Below are 17,425 nucleotides of genomic sequence, written 5' to 3'. Positions count from 1 at the left end.
ACTCTGGAGGCCTGTTCTATCAAGAATGATTTCACCAAATTGAAACCCTCGCCCACATTCCAAATGCGCGTGCGTGACCTACAGCCTCTTAATCCTAATCAAGGTGCGAATAAGCGTCCATTAGGCGTGCCATGGCTCTGGTTGCGCCCCATCGCGTCTAGCCATTAGCATGGCGAGTATGCAATCCACCGCACAACCTAGCAACTGGCAGACCACGGTTCGCATCCTCTGGATTACGCAATTCGCCACCATGGCGGCATTTAGCTGTAGTCTCCCCTTCGTACCGTTGTACATCCTCGAATTGGGCATTCCGGATCCACGTCAAGCGGCACTGTGGGCGGGATTCGTAGCCGGCGGATCCGGTATTAGCATGGCAATCTTCTCTCCCATTTGGGGAACCGTTGCCGACCGCTTTGGCAAGAAGCTCATGCTGGAGCGCGCGCTGGTTGGTGCTGCCATCACGCTGCTGCTCATGGGGCTCGCACAGTCAGCAGTGCAATTGCTGATTTTTCGCGTCATTCAGGGCTCGCTCACCGGCACTACATCGGCGGTGAACGCCCTCGCCGCATCCGTGGCGCCCCGTGAGGAGCTTGGGCGCGTGCTGAGTACCATGCAAATGTCCATCTTTGCCGGATCTACCGTCGGGCCGTTTGTAGGCGGCGTGCTTGCAGACACGCTCGGTTTTCGCTTTGCGTTCACGGTCACCAGCGTTGCCATGGTTCTCATAGGTCTCGTGGTATTCATCCTCGTACGTGAACCTTACCAAGAAAAGCAGTCTCTCCCACCGCTTCGCCTGCCGCAACTGCGCAAACCGGTTGGCGATGGCGTCCTAAGCACGGTCTTCATGCTGGCGCCCGTCATATTCCTGGTGCAATTCGCTTTCATGGCGTCGCGGCCCATTTTTCCACTCTTCGTCGCTGATCTCGCCGCCGCGGATTCGTCAGCAAGTTTCGCCGGATTTTCTCCTCAGGATTATGTCGCTACTATTTCCGGTCTGCTCGTCGCCACAACCGGCGTCGTGGGGGCGATCTGCTCTCCGATTACCGGGCGCTTCATCAACACCTATCGCGTGCGCTTGTTGCTGCTCATCGCCGTGCTTGGCATCGCCGGCGCCAACGTCGGTCAGGCATTCGCAGCCTCATTCCTGCAACTGTGGATCGTGCGCGTCGTGTTGGGCGCGTTCGGCGGGGTTTGGGCGCCGACCTATAGCTCGACCATCGGCCTAAGCGTGCCGTCGGAGCGCCGGGGCCTGGCATTTGGCATTGCCAATAGCGCCTCCTCCTTGGGCAATGCGATTGGGCCAATCGTAGGCGGATACGTTGGCGCTATGCTCGGCATCCGCGCGGTCTTCGCGGGGGCGGCGGGAGTGCTTTTGTTGGCAGCCCTCTGGTTGGTCGTGCGGGTCACTCTGCCTTCCTCGATGGAATCGGAAGAGTAGCCGGTCAACTCCGGCAGGAAGCTACGCACGCCGAGCCGATCCTGCAGCCCGATTGGACCCACTGGAAGCGGCATCGAACCATCGTCAAGACTTGCGTTCCAGCAGACGCGCTCTTTCGCGTGCCCAGACCAGCTCTTGCGGTGTATTGATGTTGCTGCATGACGTGAGGTCGGGATCGAGCTTCTTGACTTCGCTTGCTGAGACTTGCCGTACCTGCAGCCGACACAAGAGACGCGCAAGCTTGAAATCGCCCCTCTCAAGCATCTTCTTCGCCGTAGTAAGGCACCGTCTATGGTAGACCGTGTGCAAGGTTTCCGGCTCATGCCGTAAGACCGGAGCTACGGCATCCCACTCTTCGGCCGCTAGGTCAACTAATACCCGCAGCAGACGGTCATTTAAGAACGGCATGTCGCATGCCACTGCAATTACATGTTGAGTTTTCGCAGCCTGCAGCCCACTGACCAACCCGGTTAAGCTGGAACCTACCGGCGAGACGTCAGCAACGGAACGAAAGCCGGTGTTGTACTCCCGGTTCCCGACGACCAGCACCTCATCACATACCGATGCTAGGACGGCGTGCACGTGATGCAACAACGTACGCGGACTGTCTTCGTTAGGCCATGGCAAGAGCGCCTTGTCGCGCCCTAGCCTGACACTCTTCCCACCCGCCAGAATCAACCCCGTTATGCTTGGAGTTCCCACTGTCTCAACCTATCAATCACTCAATAGCTTGCTCTACTGCTTGCGCCTTCAGCTAGCCACGTATGGTATCACCGCATGCTTGTACGAGGATAGCGCGCGTACGGCCCTTTCGAGCATCGGCGCGGTTTCTTCAATTGTGTCCACACCTGCTATACTGTGGTAGCTGAACGTGTGGAAGTCACACCAGAACAGGTCGAAACGCGTGAGCAAACGTAATGCTGTGCGGTTGACTGAACCGCTCATGAGAGTGAATGGCGAACTCCGACCCACCAGTTGGGACGAGGCTTTCAATCGCGTCACCACAGGCTTGCGTAGTGCGGTGGAGAAGCGCGGGCCACACACCTTCGGTCTGTTCAGTTGCTCGAAAGCTACCAACGAGGTCAACTATCTCGCTCAGAAGTTCACGCGCTCGGTAATTGGCAGCAACAACATCGATAGCTGTAACCGTACCTGACACGCTCCCAGCGTCGTCGGTCTGGCGACAGTCTTCGGACTAGGCGGCGGGACGAGCTCCTACCGGGAAATTGAGGAAACCGACGTCATCCTGCTGTGGGGATCGAATGCGCGGGATACCCACCCCATCTTCTTTCACCACCTGCTCAAAGGGGTACGCAGCGGCGCCAGGCTATATGTCATTGACCCCCGCCGTACGAGTTCTGCCCAATGGGCAGACGCGTGGTTGGGCGTGGATGTTGGTTCCGACATTGCTCTTGCCAACGCCATGGGTAGGGAAATCATCGCGGCCGGCCTGGCCAATGAGGAGTTTATAGTCCACGCGACGAGTAACTTTGCCGCATATCGAGAGTCCGTGGAGCCGTACACGCTTGCCCATGCCGAGGAAATCACCGGTGTTCCCGCCGCAGTCATCCGCGAGTCCGCCCATGCCTTTGCCAATGCGGATCGCGCCCAAATCTGCTGGACCCTGGGTATTACTGAACACCATAATGCGGTTGACAATGTCCTGTCGATCATAAATCTCGCTTTGCTCACGGGGCACGTTGGGCGGTACGGATCGGGAATCAATCCGCTGCGAGGACAGAACAACGTGCAAGGCAGCGGGGATATGGGCGCGCTGCCGGATCGACTGCCGGGATTCCAGCACGTCGAGAATGATCCTCTTCGCGAAAAGTTCGAGCAGGTTTGGGGCACACCAATTCCCGCTAAGAAGGGCTGGAACTTAACTGAGATGTTCCATGCAATGGAGCTTGGGGATCTGACTGCACTTTATGTTATCGGTGAAAACCCGGCCCAATCGGAAGCGGACCAACATCGCGCGATGAAGTTGCTCCAAGGCCTCGATCTATTGGTTGTGCAAGACGTGCTCATGAATAAGACAGCCGAAATGGCTGACATCGTATTGCCGGCGGCTGCAAGCTGGTGTGAGTCGGAAGGGACCGTCACCAACAGCGAGCGGCGCGTGCAGCGTGTGCGCAAAGCCATGGACCCACCACCGGGCGTGAAGGACGACATCACAATATTGTGCGAGCTCGCGCAAGAACTAGGCGGCAATTTGGGAGAGCCCGTCGCTGAGAGTTTGTGGAACGAATTGCGCTCACTAAGCCCGCTTCACGCCGGCATGAGTTATGAACGTCTTGAGGGCAATAGTGGTCTGCAGTGGCCCTGTTACGACGAGTCCCATCCCGGAGAAACGTACCTGCACGGCAGGCTGTGGGCTCGGCCGGTCATTGGGCCGCGCGCGCCGTTCTCTCCAGTGGAATTCGTGCCGCCGGTCGAACAACTCGACGACACCTACCCCATCCGTCTGACGACCGGCCGCCGCTTGGACTCCTTCAACACCGGCGTGCAAACCGCAGGGTACACGTCGCCGCTGCGTCGAGACGAGACGATTGACCTTTCCCCAGAAGATGGACAGGGACTGGGTGTAGCGGAGGGAGAGACTGTGCGCGTTAGTTCCCGTCGTGGTTCGGTGCAGGTGCCGGTCCGCTTCGATCCTTCCTTGCGTCCCGGCCTCGCGTTCATGACCCCGCACTTTCCCAATGAAGTCGCAACTAACGAGCTTACAATTGACGCTACCGATCCGAAGTCAGGCACAGCCGAATTCAAGGCGGCCGCAATTCGTGTAGACAAAATCGAGACCGCAGCAGTCGGCCAGGACTAGTGGCTGCTCTCCGCCGCCAATGCCCTTAGGAATGCGCAATGGACCTACACCTGACCAACGACTTGCCCAGTGCTGAGGAGAGACGAGCCGTTGACAGCATTCTGGGGACAGCGGGAACTGAGTGGGGGGATGGTGAGCTTGGCGACTTCGACGGAGCGCGCTCGGCCCAAACAGGTCACGCCGCTCGAGCAGACCGGCACCTCTTGCTGCCCGTATTGCACGCAATTCAAGAGCGTGTAGGCTGGATTAGTCCCGGCGCCCTCAACTACGCTTGTCGGCGACTAACCGTGCCGCCAACAGAAGCGTATGGTGTTGCCACATTCTACGCGCTCTTCTCTGTCCAGCCCAAGCCGCCAGTTGTGGCGCACGTGTGCGATGACATTGCGTGCCTGGCAAACGGCGCGGAAGCACTTTGTACCCAAATGGAGGAGCGATTCGGCACACCGGGTCGCGCAGATACGAACGAAACCTATACGTGGCTCCGCAGTCCGTGTCTCGGTATGTGTGAGAATGCGCCCGCGGCAATGATAACGGAGGCAGGCGAGCATCCGTCCGCCACCGTGCTCGCGCCCACGGAAAGTGCCGAAATCGAGCAGGTACTGGCGGGCGCTGGATACACGGAGAGCGTGGTAACCGCATCTAGGTCGGTGCATCCGGTACCCCAGGCGGGACAAGAGGAGGTGCGGCTATTGCGCCGCATTGGCCGCATCGATCCCGGCGACTTGGCAAGCTATCGCCGGGCGGGCGGATACCAGGCGCTTGATCGTGCTTTGGCAATGGGCCCGACGCAAGTAGTGCGTGAGATTGCTGCTTCGAGGCTGCTTGGTCGCGGCGGAGCCGCCTTTCCAGCAGGTGTAAAGTGGGAAGCAGTCGCCTCTGCTGCCGTCCTTCCGCACTACATGGTGTGCAACGCCGACGAATCCGAGCCGGGCACCTTCAAAGACCGGGTGGTCATGGAAGAAGACCCCTTTGCCGTGGTTGAGGCGATGACTATCGCGGGAATTGCTACAGGCTGCGAGAGAGGTTTCATCTATTTGCGTGGAGAATACCCGCTCGCGTTGGAACGCATCACTGGTGCTTTAGAACAAGCGCGCGCTTCAGGTCTGTTGGGTACTTCGATTTTGGGACACGACGTTGACTTCGACATAGAGATTAGACGCGGCGCAGGCGCGTACATCTGTGGTGAGGAAACCGCACTCTTCAATTCCATCGAGGGCTTTCGCGGCGAACCGCGCAACAAGCCGCCTTTTCCCACAGAGGTCGGCCTATTCGGCAAACCCACGCTTGTTAACAACGTCGAGACTCTGATTAACGTCATCGATATCATTCTTGAAGGCGGCGATGCGTACGCTGCGATTGGCACTGAGCAATCTACCGGCACAAAACTGTTCTGTTTGTCCGGACACGTGGTGCGTCCTGGCGTCTATGAAGTGCCATTTGGAATGACTTTGGAAACACTGATAGAGCTTGCCGGAGGTGTCTCCGGCAGCGGCAATCTGCAAGCAGTACTGCTGGGCGGAGCCGCCGGTTCGTTCCTGACCCCGCAAGAGCTCGCTACCCCACTGACCTTTGAGGGCACGCGCGCGATCGGCGCCACGCTTGGTTCAGGCGTCGTTATGCTTTTCGACGGTACAGTCAACCTGCAGAGTGTGCTTCTCCGGATCGCAGCCTTTTTTCGCGACGAGTCGTGCGGCCAGTGCGTTCCCTGCCGTGTTGGCACGGTACGGCAGGAGGAATTGCTCCACCGGCTTGTTGCCGAGAAGACTATCGGCTCTGTTGAAGACGAATTGCACCTTCTCAACGAAGTCGGGCAAGCCATGCGTGACGCGTCCATTTGCGGTCTGGGCCAAACCGCGTCAAGCGCAATTGAATCCGCCATGGCTCGAACGGGACTCTTCAACGGAAAGAATCATTGATGCCTCCTGACCCTGAAAATGAAGCCATTGAGCAAACCTGGCAGTTCCTCAATCCGGTGCCGCGCGGACCGCTTCCCACAGTACCCGAAGAAGCAGCAAGACCGGAAATTGAGCTCACGATTGACGGCCAAGAGACGTCGGTGCCCGAGGGCACAACTCTGCTCAATGCTGCGCAACATCTCGGCATTCAAACGCCAACGCTCTGCTACCTGGAGAGTCTCACGCCGGTCAACGTCTGCCGTGTCTGTGTAGTTGAGCTTGAAGGCTCGCGCACCCTCGTTCCCGCTTGTTCGCGCAAAGTAGAACCCGGCATGCAGGTGCAGACAGACTCCCCTCGCGTGCGTCTTAGCCGCCGCATGGTGCTTGAGTTCCTCGCGTCGTCAGTCGATGTATCGACCGCGCCAGAGCTGCAAGGTTTTATGGAAGAGTACGAGGCGGAGCCGGAGCGGTATGGGCCGCCGGGACCGCCTGCCGTAGTGTCTGAGCGTGACGAGGCCGTGCCCGGACACCATGCGGAGCCCACCATAGACTCTGCGCAAACGGTGGAGCAGCCGGTGAAAATCGACAACGAACTTTACGTTCGCGACTACAGCAAATGCATTCTCTGCTATAAGTGCGTGGAAGCCTGCGGCGAGGACGCCCAAAACACCTTCGCCATTGCTGTGGCGGGACGTGGTTTCGAGGCACGGATTTCCACAGAGTATACCGTGCCCCTCCCGGACTCGGCGTGTGTCTACTGCGGAAACTGCATCGAGGTGTGTCCGACGGGCGCGCTCATGTTTCGCAGTGAATACGACATGCGGTCCGCCGGAACGTGGGACGAATCAGCGCAGAGCGAGACCGATACGATTTGCTCGTATTGCGGTGTGGGATGTTCTCTTAGCCTGCACGTTCAAGACAATGAAATCGTGAAGGTCATGTCGCCGTTGGAAAGCGACGTCACACGGGGGAATCTCTGCATCAAAGGACGGTTTGGCTGGCAATTCATGCAGAAGCCGAAGAAGTGAGGGCACGCGGCCTCTCGCCGGCCGCGCGGGCCGGACTTAGAGGGTGTTGGCAGAGGCAGTGCTGGCGATTATTGTCCGTTCGCCCCCGTATCGGGTACGGGGCAAGCTCTGAGCTTGTCGAAGGGTCGTAGAGCGCAGCGGGCACAGGCGAGACCGATACGCGCGCGCCCTTCCGCTCATGTTTCAATGGGCCTGTACTGAGCTTGTCGAATTGCTCAGCACGAACGGTATTGCGGAAGTTGCAGGCACCCCTTAGGCACCGCATTCAAGCGAACCCAGCAGTCAGTGTGCAACACGCTCCGCCCCGGTGTACGCGTTCATCGAAGAATCACGGAGAAAGCCGATCAGGGTCATACCTGAGGCAGCCGCCAACTCCACCGCCAAGCTCGAGGGCGCCCCAACCGCAGCGACAACAGGCACACTTGCCAGCAAGCACTTCTGCACAATTTCAAAGCCAGCGCGACCGCTCACCAACACAATGTGGTCCTCAAGCGGCAGCATCTTGCGGAAAAGTGCCGCCCCAATCATCTTGTCCACGGCGTTGTGACGTCCCACGTCCTCCCGCAGCAGAACGAGTTCTCCCTTAGCATTGAACAGTCCGGCTGCGTGCAATCCCCCCGTCCGGTCAAAAGTGTCCTGGGCGGACCGCAAGGCGGCTGGCAAGCCGTGCAGCACTTCTGCAGTAACTCTAATGTCGCTCCGGATCGGTTCTGCTGCCTGGCGTACTGCGTCTATGCTCGCCTTTCCGCAAATGCCACAGCTTGAAGTCGCTGAGAAATTTCGTTGCCAGCCTGCCTCGATGAGGTCACCAACCCCATTGACGTAGGCCAAGACGATGTTGTCACGCTCTTCTTCCGTTTTGCCGGGGCAATGACCGACTGAGAGCAGGGCGGCGGGATGTGCGATGAGCCGCTCCGTCCACAAGAAACCGGCTGCCAGCTCCTCGTCGTTACCCGGTGTTCGCATTGTCACCGCAATGCTCTGTCCGTTCACCCGTATTTCCAGGGGCTCCTCGCGCGCCAGCACATCCGGAGAGGTTGCAACGCCCGCCGTGGACACTCTCGTTACTTCCCACTGAGAGGTGGCGGCTTGTTTCGCTGTATCCGTCCGTGCCATCGAGGGTCTCCTACTCCAACGCAAGACTCTAAGCCAGGTAGCAGCGAACAAACGCGAGTAGGCGAAAACTGCATTCGCACAATTCCTCTCTACCCTACCCCATGGACCGCAGGCAAGCTAGTGCAATGTGCTATGCTGCTTCCAGCTAGATGCAGGGCCTAGGGTGCCCGGCTGCTCAACTTGAACTAGGAACATGGCATGGCGCTTACCCAAGTCAAAGGCCGCGTATTTGATGCGGCATCGAATCGAGGGATCGAGGGAGTCTCGGTCTCGAACGGCGATGCCATAACCCAGTCTGGCACAGACGGACGCTATTCCCTAGCCATCGAGCCGCAGCAAGATCGCTATGTCTTCATCTCGGTACCTGCGGGCTACCGGCCACAAGAGCGCTTCTATACGCTCCTTGGTGCCGACCCACTGCCCGATTTACTCGACTTTGCCCTCATTGCCGCACCGGAACGGGCGCGGGAGTCGTTCCGCCTGATCCACTTGTCCGATACCCATGTGGTCCTTGACGACAGCGGGGCGGTTTCGCAGGAGATATTGGCAAGCGACCTCAGTGAGCTTGTGTCGAGTACCCGGCCCGACCTAGCTATAGTAACGGGCGACTTAACCAATTTGGGTACGATTGCCGAGCTTGAGAGCTACCGTGCGGCTATCGAATCCGTGTCTATACCTGTGGTTTCCGTCTTTGGCGGACATGACGGTAATATCGAACGCCGTTCCAGCAAGGCAGACATGCCGTGTACTCGCAATTTCGAAGCCACCCTGGGCCCGACTTACTATAGCTTCGATTGGGGTGGGTACCACTTTGTCATATATGCCACGGAGGACAACTACTTCTCTTCTGTTGATCGAGAACGCAAAGAGCGCTGGCTGTGGGCCGATCTTGCCTTGCAACCAAGCAACCGCAAGTCCGTAGTTATGTTTCACACTGCCCCTGACGAGAGCTTACTGTCCGGGCTGAGCCAACGAAACGTGGCGCTCGTCCTGCACGGCCATTGGCACTCCAGCAGAGTCTTCACTTGGGGCGAGACCATTGTTGCGTCGGCTTCCGCTGCCTGTTTTGGCGGCATCGATACCCGTCCCAGAGGGTGCCGCAAAGTGTCTTTCTCTCCACAAGGGGTTCAGACTAAGCTGCACGCACGGGGATCCTTGGCCGAGGGTAAGAGGGCTTCTCTTCAATCTTCGGTTGAGCAGTCAAGCGACCAACCGGCGGCTAGAGTCCAGGTTGGGGATGAGGCCTTTGCACTGGCCTGGCAGCATGAATTCAAGAGACCGCTTCATCGTGCCGCACCCGTCAGATTCAAGGACAGCGTGCTGATCAGCCTGCAGAGCGAGAGCCATCCCGGAAGCAATGGGGTCATGTGTCTCGACTCGTATAGCGGTGAGGATCGGTGGTTTTTCGATACGCAAGACGCGATCAAGAACAGGTGTGCTGTGTCCGTACATGACGGTAGTTCCAACATAACAAACGGCCATGACTGGTGCGCGGCCCTGACCATTACGGGACAGCTCAATCTCATCGACACTGCGACCGGTGACGAAATATGGACATCGAAACTCCCCGGACACCCGCACCGTTGGGTTTACTCATCACCTGCCCATGGCGGAGAGTCAATCATAGCCGGCTCGAAGGCGGGCTACGGCGCTTACGCGCTGGAGACCGGAGCCGAGAAGTGGTACGTCGCGCCTGCAGAGGGCGACGAATGGCCCTCCTACATTTGTCCCCAAGTTTACAAAGACGAGCTTTGCATCGTACTCGTGCAACGCCTAGGCTTTCTTGCCCTTAGCATGGAAGATGGAGCGAAAGTTTGGGAACAGGATTTGCCGGTCGAGTATTTCTGCGCCTCTCCTGAGCTTAGCGGAGACTTGATTGTCGTGAGTTCTGCATCACCGCACAGGGGGTCAAGCCTCACGGGAGGGCAGCAGGGAGACATTGCCGTACTTGAAGCCCGCACGGGAAAGGTTGTCGCCCATTACGCCCAGGCGTTGCCGGGATATGCCTCTGGTATCACGGTTGCGAACGACCGCATCTACGCTGCGACAGCGGCGGGAACAGTCCACTGCCTCGACATGCAAACGGGCGCACAGCTCTGGCACTTTCAGTCGGGAGACGACTTGCTCGATATGACGCCCTACCGGCGCGGGATTCAGTCACTGCTGGCTGCGCCCGTTCCACTGCGGGAACACATCCTCGTCGGCGGCTGCGACGGCTGGCTGTACGTACTGGATCGCACATCCGGCGCGTGCACGGATCGCGTTTACTTGGGCGCGCCGATCACGGCAGCGCCGTGCGTCACGCCAAATGGATTCTGCGTGAGTACCTATGGCGGTACGCTGTATTCCTTTCGCACCGTGCGCTAGTGGCTAGTACCAAGATTCGGCTTGTGTTTTCCTGTCAGTCTACGCTTGATTAGCACTAATCCGACGGAACGCAGGGGCTTGCATCCCGCCAGAGCACGCGGAACTGGGACCAAGTCAGCAGCACAAGGCGTGTTCCTAACATTTATACTGATGGAAACGGGTGAGCAAGGGCTTGACCCTACAACAGGCGCAGGTTGCAAACCTGCGCTACCGGAATTGTAAGGTAATGTGAGTGCCATGTTGCTTGCCAAGTAAGTTAGTGCGACCACATTGGGGCTTGTCCCCCGCCTCTTGCCTACTCAGCCGTAATGCAGAGGCTTGTCCCCCGCCGTTTGCCTACTCCGCCGTAGCGCGGGGGCTTGTCCCCCGCCACTTGCCTACTCCGCCGTATCGCGGGGGCTTGTCCCCCGCCTCTTAGCGCGAAGTCTAGCATTCTGTCCGGCAAGACGCTTAGAGTTGACTGGGCAGCAGCCGCATGTCAGGGATGTATGCGCGCGCAGGAAGAGCAGCCACTAGTAGGGCAGCTTTGGCAACGTCCTCCGGCTCAAGCGCTTTCGCTAAGACCTCCGGCGGCGTGGGCGTCGGCCGTTTTTCGACCAGCGGCGTATTGCATAGACCGGGAAAAATGACCGTCACGCGGATACCGTTTTCTTTCTCTTCCTCCATCGTGCCGTAAGCTAGCCCGGCCACACCGTGCTTTGTGGCCTGGTATGCCACACCCGAAACGTCAGGGCGCTGTACCGCACCGGACGAGTAGTGAACGATGAGTCCCTGGCCCTGGGAGCGCAATTGCGGCAGTATTGCGCGGGTGAGATTGAACGCCGCCGAAAGGTTTGTTGCGAGCATCATGTCCCAATCGTCAGGATCGAGCACAGTGAGTGCGCGCTGCTTGAGATTTGTGCCCACACTATTTACAAGTACATCAACCTTGCCAAACTGCTCTACCGCCGTATCTGCAAGTGCCTGGACGGCATCGCGGTCGGTAACGTCCGTCGGAACGGAAAGGGCCACGCCTCCGGACGCGTTGATGTCTTGAGACAGCGAATCAAGTGCGCCAGCGGTCCGGGCGCCAAGCACAACTGTCGCTCCTTGCGCTGCAAACAGCCGGGCAGTGGCGGCGCCCATGCCACTACTTGCACCCGCGATGATCGCTACCTTACCGCTAAGCAACTCCATGGCGTATTCCCTTCTTCTCTGAGTCTAGACTACCAATATGGTTTTGCAGCTCTTCCAGCCTCGCGCTCGCATGCGACGCGGGCCTTTCGAATAATTCTTGTGCGTTCAGATAGTCCGCACTTGAGACTATACCGCATTTGTGTTGCAGTTTTCCCAGGCAAGGCGTAGCTCGAGACCACGCCAAGGTGTCCCGACCAAGAAGGTTCGCGCAGACTCAACTGTTGAATTCCTTAGTAGTTGCAAATTCCATCTGACGCATATTCTGCGAAGCGTCCGAATCCAAGTACATGTAATCCTGATTACGCAGGAAACCAGTTGAGTATGGTACTTTGAACACTGGAGCAGACGAAAGACATAGCGAAGAACAAGAAATCGCGAGGTAGGCAAGGATGAAGCGAGGACCGCTCCGGACACTGCTTATAGTCCTTGGAATTCTGGTTGCCACCATTGCAGTTTCGTTCCTGCTGCAAGTGCGGGACTCGCTGCTTGATCGGATACCCGGCCTGCCGGAGGCGGCGCCGAGTCAGGGTGCGACGGCGCCGGACTTCACGCTAGAGACTGCGGATGGTGAAACCATCTCATTGAGCGACTATCGCGGGCAGCCAGTGGTGCTCAATTTCTGGGCCACGTGGTGCACGCCGTGCCGCGAGGAAATGCCTCTCCTGCAGGAAACCTACGAGGCGCATCAGGACGTAGGTTTGGTGGTGCTTGCCGTGAACGTACGCGAGACACCCGAAGCCGCAGAGCGCTTTCTGCAGGAAGTTGGCGTCGACTTTCCCGCTGTGCTGGACCCCGATCTTGTCGTTGTTGAGCGCTACCGCGTTACCAGTCTGCCAATGACGTTCTTCATTGACCGAGACGGCAATCTCAGGACCCTTGTCGTAGGCGGCATGTCCAAGAAGATCTTGGATGAGCGTTTGGCAACAATCCTCTAAACCTACTCAGACGCCGGCCTGCATGACGTCATGGAGCGATCAGCTGGATTCTCCAAGCGCCGGGAACCTGGGCCATGATGTGAGCCACCAATTTGCGTTTGCCGGAGACTTTCAATTCTCCATAATTTCAGCAGGCTAGCCGCGCGCGGTTCGTTTATTCCATAATGTGAGAAAATCACATCTCCCCGTTAGCATTGGAGTGCACCAAATGAACGACGGCAATTTGCGTGTTGGCATCATTGGCGCGGGCGGCATTGCCCGGGGGGCGCATGTTCCCGGTTACCGGAGTTCCGGACGGGCCGACGTTCGAGCGGTCTGCGACGTAAATGCGGAAGCGGCACGGGTGTTTGCTGAGACGCAGGGTGTTCCCCACCACTATGGCGGCGTTGAGGCAATGTTGGAACAAGAGGAGTTGGATGTCGTCAGCATCTGCACGTCGAATGACGCGCATCATCCCGCTGCGTTAGCGGCGATTGAACGCGGGCTCCACGTCTTCTGCGAGAAGCCGTTGGCAATGGACTTTTCGCAGGCGCTGGAAATGCATGATGCCGCTGCTGCCAAGGGTGTCGTGACCGGCATCAACTTCACGTACCGGACGACTCCCGCCGCCCGTTACATAAAGGAACTCACAGAGGAAGCAATCTTTGGCGACGTGAAGCACTTTAGCATTGAGTACTACCAAAGCTACTCAGTGCACCCGGGCCGCACGCTCGAGTGGCGCTTCCAGAAGCAGCTTACCGGCACAGGTGCGCTGGCGGACCTGGGATCCCATGCCACCGACCTGGCGCTTTGGCTAAATGGCGGCATTTCCGGCGCGCGCGGACAGATGGCGACCTTCATTCATGAACGACCGCTGCAGGATGGGTCCGGCATGGGTATCGTAGACGTGGACGACGCCACGACATTTCTCGCCACGTACGAGAATGGCGCAACCGGCGTCGTCGATGCGACTCGCTTTGCCACCGGGCGCACAAATCACCAACGGATCTCAATTTACGGAGACAAGGGCTCCTTGGTCTTCCAAAACGGTCCGGAGGCTCGCATCGAGGTCGCCGTAGAGCCATTCAGTAAAGACGGCTCCGCTGTGCTCGTGCCCGTGCCGTCACGCCTTGCGGCAAGCCCCCGCTCGCACGTTCCGGCCTTCGTTAACACGATCCTCGATGGCGCGCCGGTAGACTTTCCGACCTTTGCAGACGGGCTCCGCACCCAAGAAGTCCTGGAAGCCGCCGAGGTTTCTCACGTGGAAGACCGCTGGGTGTCACTGCCGCTTCCAAGGTAAGCTGCGGCGCCAATGGACGACGAATCTCTGCTCTCCGCCTACTTTGCACGCACAACGCCAGCGGCGGCAACCGCCGGCAGGGCGGTCATGGCGTTCATCCTTGAGCTCGACCCTCACATTGCCTGGAAGCTCAAAAAGACTACGATTGAGTTTCGCGTAGAGCGGTACTTCTGCGCTCTTTGGCCCGTCAAACGCCACATAGCCTTCTGGATCTTCAACAATGGCGGCATTGCAGACCCACAAGGGCGCTTGCTTGGAATCGGACGAGCCTCCTACGTGCGACCACACACTCTGGATGACGTCGATGAAATACTTGAAGACTTGGTAACCCAAGCGTATCGCACTGAGGGCCTACGCCCGCTCAAACGTCCCCGTCGCCGCACATCACCTAAGAACACGAGCAAGCCCGCAGAACGATCGCATCCTTAAACCGACCTGGCTTGGGGAAGCTCATCGGCATCAGTTTCAGACCTCAAGAAGACTTCGCGTTGCGGGAATGGGATTTCTATGCCCATATCTCGGAGTGTCTCACAAACAATATGGTGGAGATCGCTCACCGTTTGGAAGCGGTCACTTAGATCGGCGACCCACGCGATGACCCAGAAGTCTAGCGCAGAATCGCCGAACGCGCGAAAGAAAACCCGCGGTTCCGGATCTTCGAGTACGGCCGGATGATTGTGCACAATATCAAAGAGCGTTGCCTCTACGAGCTTCGTATCGGACCGGTAAGATACGTGAACGTTGAAGTCTAGCCGAATGCGCCGGTCGTCGAGCGACCAGTTGATTACCAGGGAAGAGAGAAGGTCGCCGTTTGGCACCACCGCTTGCGTGTGATCAAACTTGCGCAAGGTTGTTGCCCGCGCCCCCAGATGCTCAACCGTGCCGAGCTGTCCGTTGACCTCGATGACGTCCCCAATGCCCACTTTGATAGGACGTTCTGCAAGCAAGATAAGACCTGAGACAAAGTTATTGACGATGTTCTGCAATCCGAATCCGATGCCGATACCCAGCGCGCCTAGTACAACCAATATGGCACAAGTCGAAACCGAGCGTCCGAAATCCAACGTAAGACCCAATAATTACGATGAAGTAGTGGACCATCGCGCCCGCCGCATACTTTGCGGGCGCGTCCGGTTGGTCTTCCTCTGTAGTGCGTTCCTGAAAGAGGCGTCGCACACGCCGTGCGATTATCCACGTCACGCCCAGGATTACGACCAGAACGATGATGTTCCTTATGTCCACTGTCGTAGCATTGATTGTGAACAGCGTTACGGTGAGCACGTGCCACAACGTGTTCAGTGCTTCCAATACGGGCCTCCTGACATTGGCGAGACAGGATGGCGACAGCCATCCCATTCACACGAAAGGCTAAACGAATTCTGCGGCGGCCGCGGCCGCACGCCCTGCAGTGAGAATTGGACTTAGCCAGACAGCGTTACTGCCATGCAACCGGAAGGGTCCGCTGCTCCAGGATGAACTCAAGATGGGAGTGCAGTCTGCGCAGGGTGTCTGGGATTGAGGCATGCTCGCCATTCATCATCAAATGGTAGTAGTGCGCGATTACCGGACTGTAGAGCGGAAATGTTGCATCTATTGGCAGCGACCGTTGTGAGTAAATGCCGTCAAGTAGCGTATTGATATAGTGAGTCTCTAGTTGGCTGGAAGCGATTGCGCTCCCTAGTATCGGCAGTGAACTGCCGCCGTCGAGCAAGAGCTTTTGAACCTCCGGACGCATGGCCCAGGTTACGAACTCCCACGCGGTATCTAACTGCTGCGCACCTGTCGCGACCGCCAGACCCTCATACGTTGCCAGTGTCTGGCTCGCACCCTCTCCAACGGGGAAGAGCGGCCTCGACTGCCAGGTGACGTCTGCCGCTCGCAATCGATACATATCGCCGGCACTGCCGAGGAACATAGCCAGCCGGTGCGTGGCAAATTGATGCGCGTAGGTATCCGAGCTAGCAATCTCTGTTTGCGGCATTGGGCGCAAATTGTAACGCCAGTCCCGCAGCTCTTGGTAGGTGGTCGCCACTTTCGGCGAAGCGATTGCGGTGACACTGCCATCCCCATCGGCCAGGTCGCCCGCACCGCTCCACAGCCACGGAAGCGACTGAAACCAGGAATTTGGGATGCCAATGATTGCCCGATCCTTGAGGACTTCCGGGCTACCGCGCGCAAGATCTCGCGCCACGTCATGCACAGTATCAATTGACCAGCGATTGCGGGCAGTTAGTGCAGTTAACCCATACTCCCGTAGCATCCCAACATTTACAAAGAGATGCCTTGGATTGCTGCGCCAAGGCAGGCTGTAGAAATCACCAATGCCGAGACGTTTGGCTTCAGGGTAGTAGCGAAATGCTCTGAGGGCTGCCGGCGGTTTGTCAGTGGCGAAGTCGTCACCGAGTGAATTATTGACGAAGGCTTGGACATTGACGAATAGATTGCGTTCCAGCCAATGCGGGAAGTTCATGTCCTGAATTAGCCCTACGTCAGGAGGCAAGCCCGCTGCAGCCGATGCTGCGATTGTCTCTTCGACAGGACGTTGGTAAAACTCCTGTCGCAGACGAATGTGTGGAAGATCTGCCTCGAGTTGGCTCCGTACATTGAACCAGAGTCGCCGTTCTGCCGGGTCATCCCATGCGAACAGCCAGAGCTCCACCGGTTCTTTCGATACTGGGCTTGCTACCGGCGACGGGACGTCGCGTGGGACATCTTCAATCGGCTCTGGACTGACGAGCGCCTGGGATACCTGCGGGGCAGATGGCTTGACAGACGCTTCATCCGGCGGTCCGCACGTTAGCAGAAGCGCCGGCAGGCCTAAAGATGCGCAAAGTAGGTGTCGACGGGTAAAGCGCGCCATGATCCCAAACTGACTGGATAGACTGACGGCAACTTGCTGCGGAATGAGCGGGGAAGCGGAGATCTCTCTCCTATAGCTTACCACGACAGGAGAGTTCGGGAACTAAATTGTCGAACTGTCAGCCTATGGCCCTCTTGCACCCCAAATGAAGTCGTTTTCCCAGTCTTGGCTAGCACGATGAAGGATCTGATACACATCGATGAATGATGCTCTAGCCACCGCCCACGTCAACGTAAAAGTAAGCAGCGACGAGAGCACGTGCTAGCCACGAGGTGCGGCAAGCGTCAAGCGCGTAGAGTGGGCAACTCTTCTCCTACAAGGAGACCTTTGCACAACCCCAATTTCTGGTAAGGGCACTCCCTCTCCCCAAGAGGCTGTCTCAAAAGTAGATCTACCGGATGTATACTGGCGTGAAGAGGAGCAAGGTGAGGTGGTGGGATAGTTTGTAGAGAGGTAGTGACGATGCCGTTGAGACCGTTTAGTCGTGAACAGGCCTGGCTGTTGCCGCCG

14 protein-coding genes are annotated in these 17,425 nt (G+C 58.0%); 8 read left to right on the top strand and 6 right to left on the bottom strand.

Translation table 11 applies throughout. From position 1 onward, the window contains the following. The first annotated feature begins 178 nt into the window (after nt 1-178). Complete coding sequence (locus tag OXE05_01850) at nt 179-1,438, top strand: MFS transporter (GenBank protein ID MCY4436061.1); 1,260 nt, start codon at nt 179-181, stop codon at nt 1,436-1,438. A gap of 84 nt (nt 1,439-1,522) precedes the next feature. On the opposite strand, the gene OXE05_01845 is transcribed toward OXE05_01850, so the two are convergent. Beyond that, nucleotides 1,523-2,140 carry a molybdenum cofactor guanylyltransferase gene (locus OXE05_01845; GenBank protein ID MCY4436060.1) on the bottom strand — a complete coding sequence of 206 codons (618 nt, stop codon included), beginning with the start codon at nt 2,138-2,140 and terminating at the stop codon, nt 1,523-1,525. Between the two features lie 202 nt (nt 2,141-2,342). Between OXE05_01845 and OXE05_01840 the strand changes: the two genes are divergently transcribed. From OXE05_01840 to OXE05_01830, 3 genes are read left to right on the top strand one after another with little or no spacing between them, the layout of a single operon-like run. Beyond that, on the top strand, nt 2,343-4,259 hold the full coding sequence (locus OXE05_01840; protein MCY4436059.1) for a molybdopterin-dependent oxidoreductase: 1,917 nt from the start codon (nt 2,343-2,345) through the stop codon (nt 4,257-4,259). A gap of 38 nt (nt 4,260-4,297) precedes the next feature. Then, nucleotides 4,298-6,175 (top strand): NAD(P)H-dependent oxidoreductase subunit E, encoded by a 1,878-nt coding sequence (locus OXE05_01835; protein ID MCY4436058.1) that lies wholly within the window; start codon nt 4,298-4,300, stop codon nt 6,173-6,175. Further along, nucleotides 6,175-7,182: a 2Fe-2S iron-sulfur cluster-binding protein gene (locus OXE05_01830; GenBank protein MCY4436057.1), complete on the top strand. Its 1,008-nt coding sequence runs from the start codon at nt 6,175-6,177 to the stop codon at nt 7,180-7,182. Before OXE05_01835 ends, OXE05_01830 begins: the two co-directional genes overlap by 1 nt. A gap of 282 nt (nt 7,183-7,464) precedes the next feature. Here OXE05_01830 and fdhD read toward each other — a convergent pair whose 3' ends face one another. Continuing rightward, nucleotides 7,465-8,298 (bottom strand): formate dehydrogenase accessory sulfurtransferase FdhD, encoded by an 834-nt coding sequence (gene fdhD, locus OXE05_01825; GenBank protein ID MCY4436056.1) that lies wholly within the window; start codon nt 8,296-8,298, stop codon nt 7,465-7,467. A gap of 198 nt (nt 8,299-8,496) precedes the next feature. Here fdhD and OXE05_01820 point away from each other — a divergent pair, with 198 nt between their 5' ends. Continuing rightward, nucleotides 8,497-10,665, top strand: coding sequence for a PQQ-binding-like beta-propeller repeat protein (locus OXE05_01820; protein ID MCY4436055.1), 2,169 nt, complete (start codon nt 8,497-8,499; stop codon nt 10,663-10,665). 450 nt (nt 10,666-11,115) lie between these two features. On the opposite strand, the gene OXE05_01815 is transcribed toward OXE05_01820, so the two are convergent. After that, entirely contained in the window at nt 11,116-11,841 is a 726-nt protein-coding gene (locus tag OXE05_01815; protein MCY4436054.1) for an SDR family NAD(P)-dependent oxidoreductase, read from the bottom strand. A gap of 389 nt (nt 11,842-12,230) precedes the next feature. Here OXE05_01815 and OXE05_01810 point away from each other — a divergent pair, with 389 nt between their 5' ends. The 3 genes from OXE05_01810 (at nt 12,231) to OXE05_01800 (ending at nt 14,484) form a co-directional block, all read left to right on the top strand. Next, on the top strand, nt 12,231-12,776 hold the full coding sequence (locus OXE05_01810) for a TlpA disulfide reductase family protein (protein ID MCY4436053.1): 546 nt from the start codon (nt 12,231-12,233) through the stop codon (nt 12,774-12,776). Between the two features lie 208 nt (nt 12,777-12,984). Beyond that, entirely contained in the window at nt 12,985-14,055 is a 1,071-nt protein-coding gene (locus OXE05_01805) for a Gfo/Idh/MocA family oxidoreductase (GenBank protein MCY4436052.1), read from the top strand. Nucleotides 14,056-14,067: 12 nt separating this feature from the next. After that, on the top strand, nt 14,068-14,484 hold the full coding sequence (locus tag OXE05_01800) for a hypothetical protein (GenBank protein ID MCY4436051.1): 417 nt from the start codon (nt 14,068-14,070) through the stop codon (nt 14,482-14,484). Here the strand turns inward: OXE05_01800 and OXE05_01795 are convergent. From OXE05_01795 to OXE05_01785, 3 genes are all read right to left on the bottom strand, one after another. Beyond that, on the bottom strand, nt 14,481-15,083 hold the full coding sequence (locus OXE05_01795) for a mechanosensitive ion channel (protein MCY4436050.1): 603 nt from the start codon (nt 15,081-15,083) through the stop codon (nt 14,481-14,483). The two genes, OXE05_01800 and OXE05_01795, sit on opposite strands and share 4 nt — an antisense overlap. Then, nucleotides 15,022-15,363 carry a hypothetical protein gene (locus tag OXE05_01790; GenBank protein ID MCY4436049.1) on the bottom strand — a complete coding sequence of 114 codons (342 nt, stop codon included), beginning with the start codon at nt 15,361-15,363 and terminating at the stop codon, nt 15,022-15,024. The genes OXE05_01795 and OXE05_01790 overlap by 62 nt, the downstream gene beginning before the upstream one ends. 127 nt (nt 15,364-15,490) lie before the next feature. After that, nucleotides 15,491-16,915 (bottom strand): extracellular solute-binding protein, encoded by a 1,425-nt coding sequence (locus OXE05_01785; protein MCY4436048.1) that lies wholly within the window; start codon nt 16,913-16,915, stop codon nt 15,491-15,493. Nucleotides 16,916-17,425 lie beyond the last annotated feature (510 nt).

It is taken from the genome of Chloroflexota bacterium (assembly GCA_026710945.1).
In the GTDB taxonomy this organism is placed as follows: domain Bacteria; phylum Chloroflexota; class UBA11872; order VXOZ01; family VXOZ01; genus VXOZ01.
This window is presented reverse-complemented; position numbering and strand designations above follow the sequence as displayed.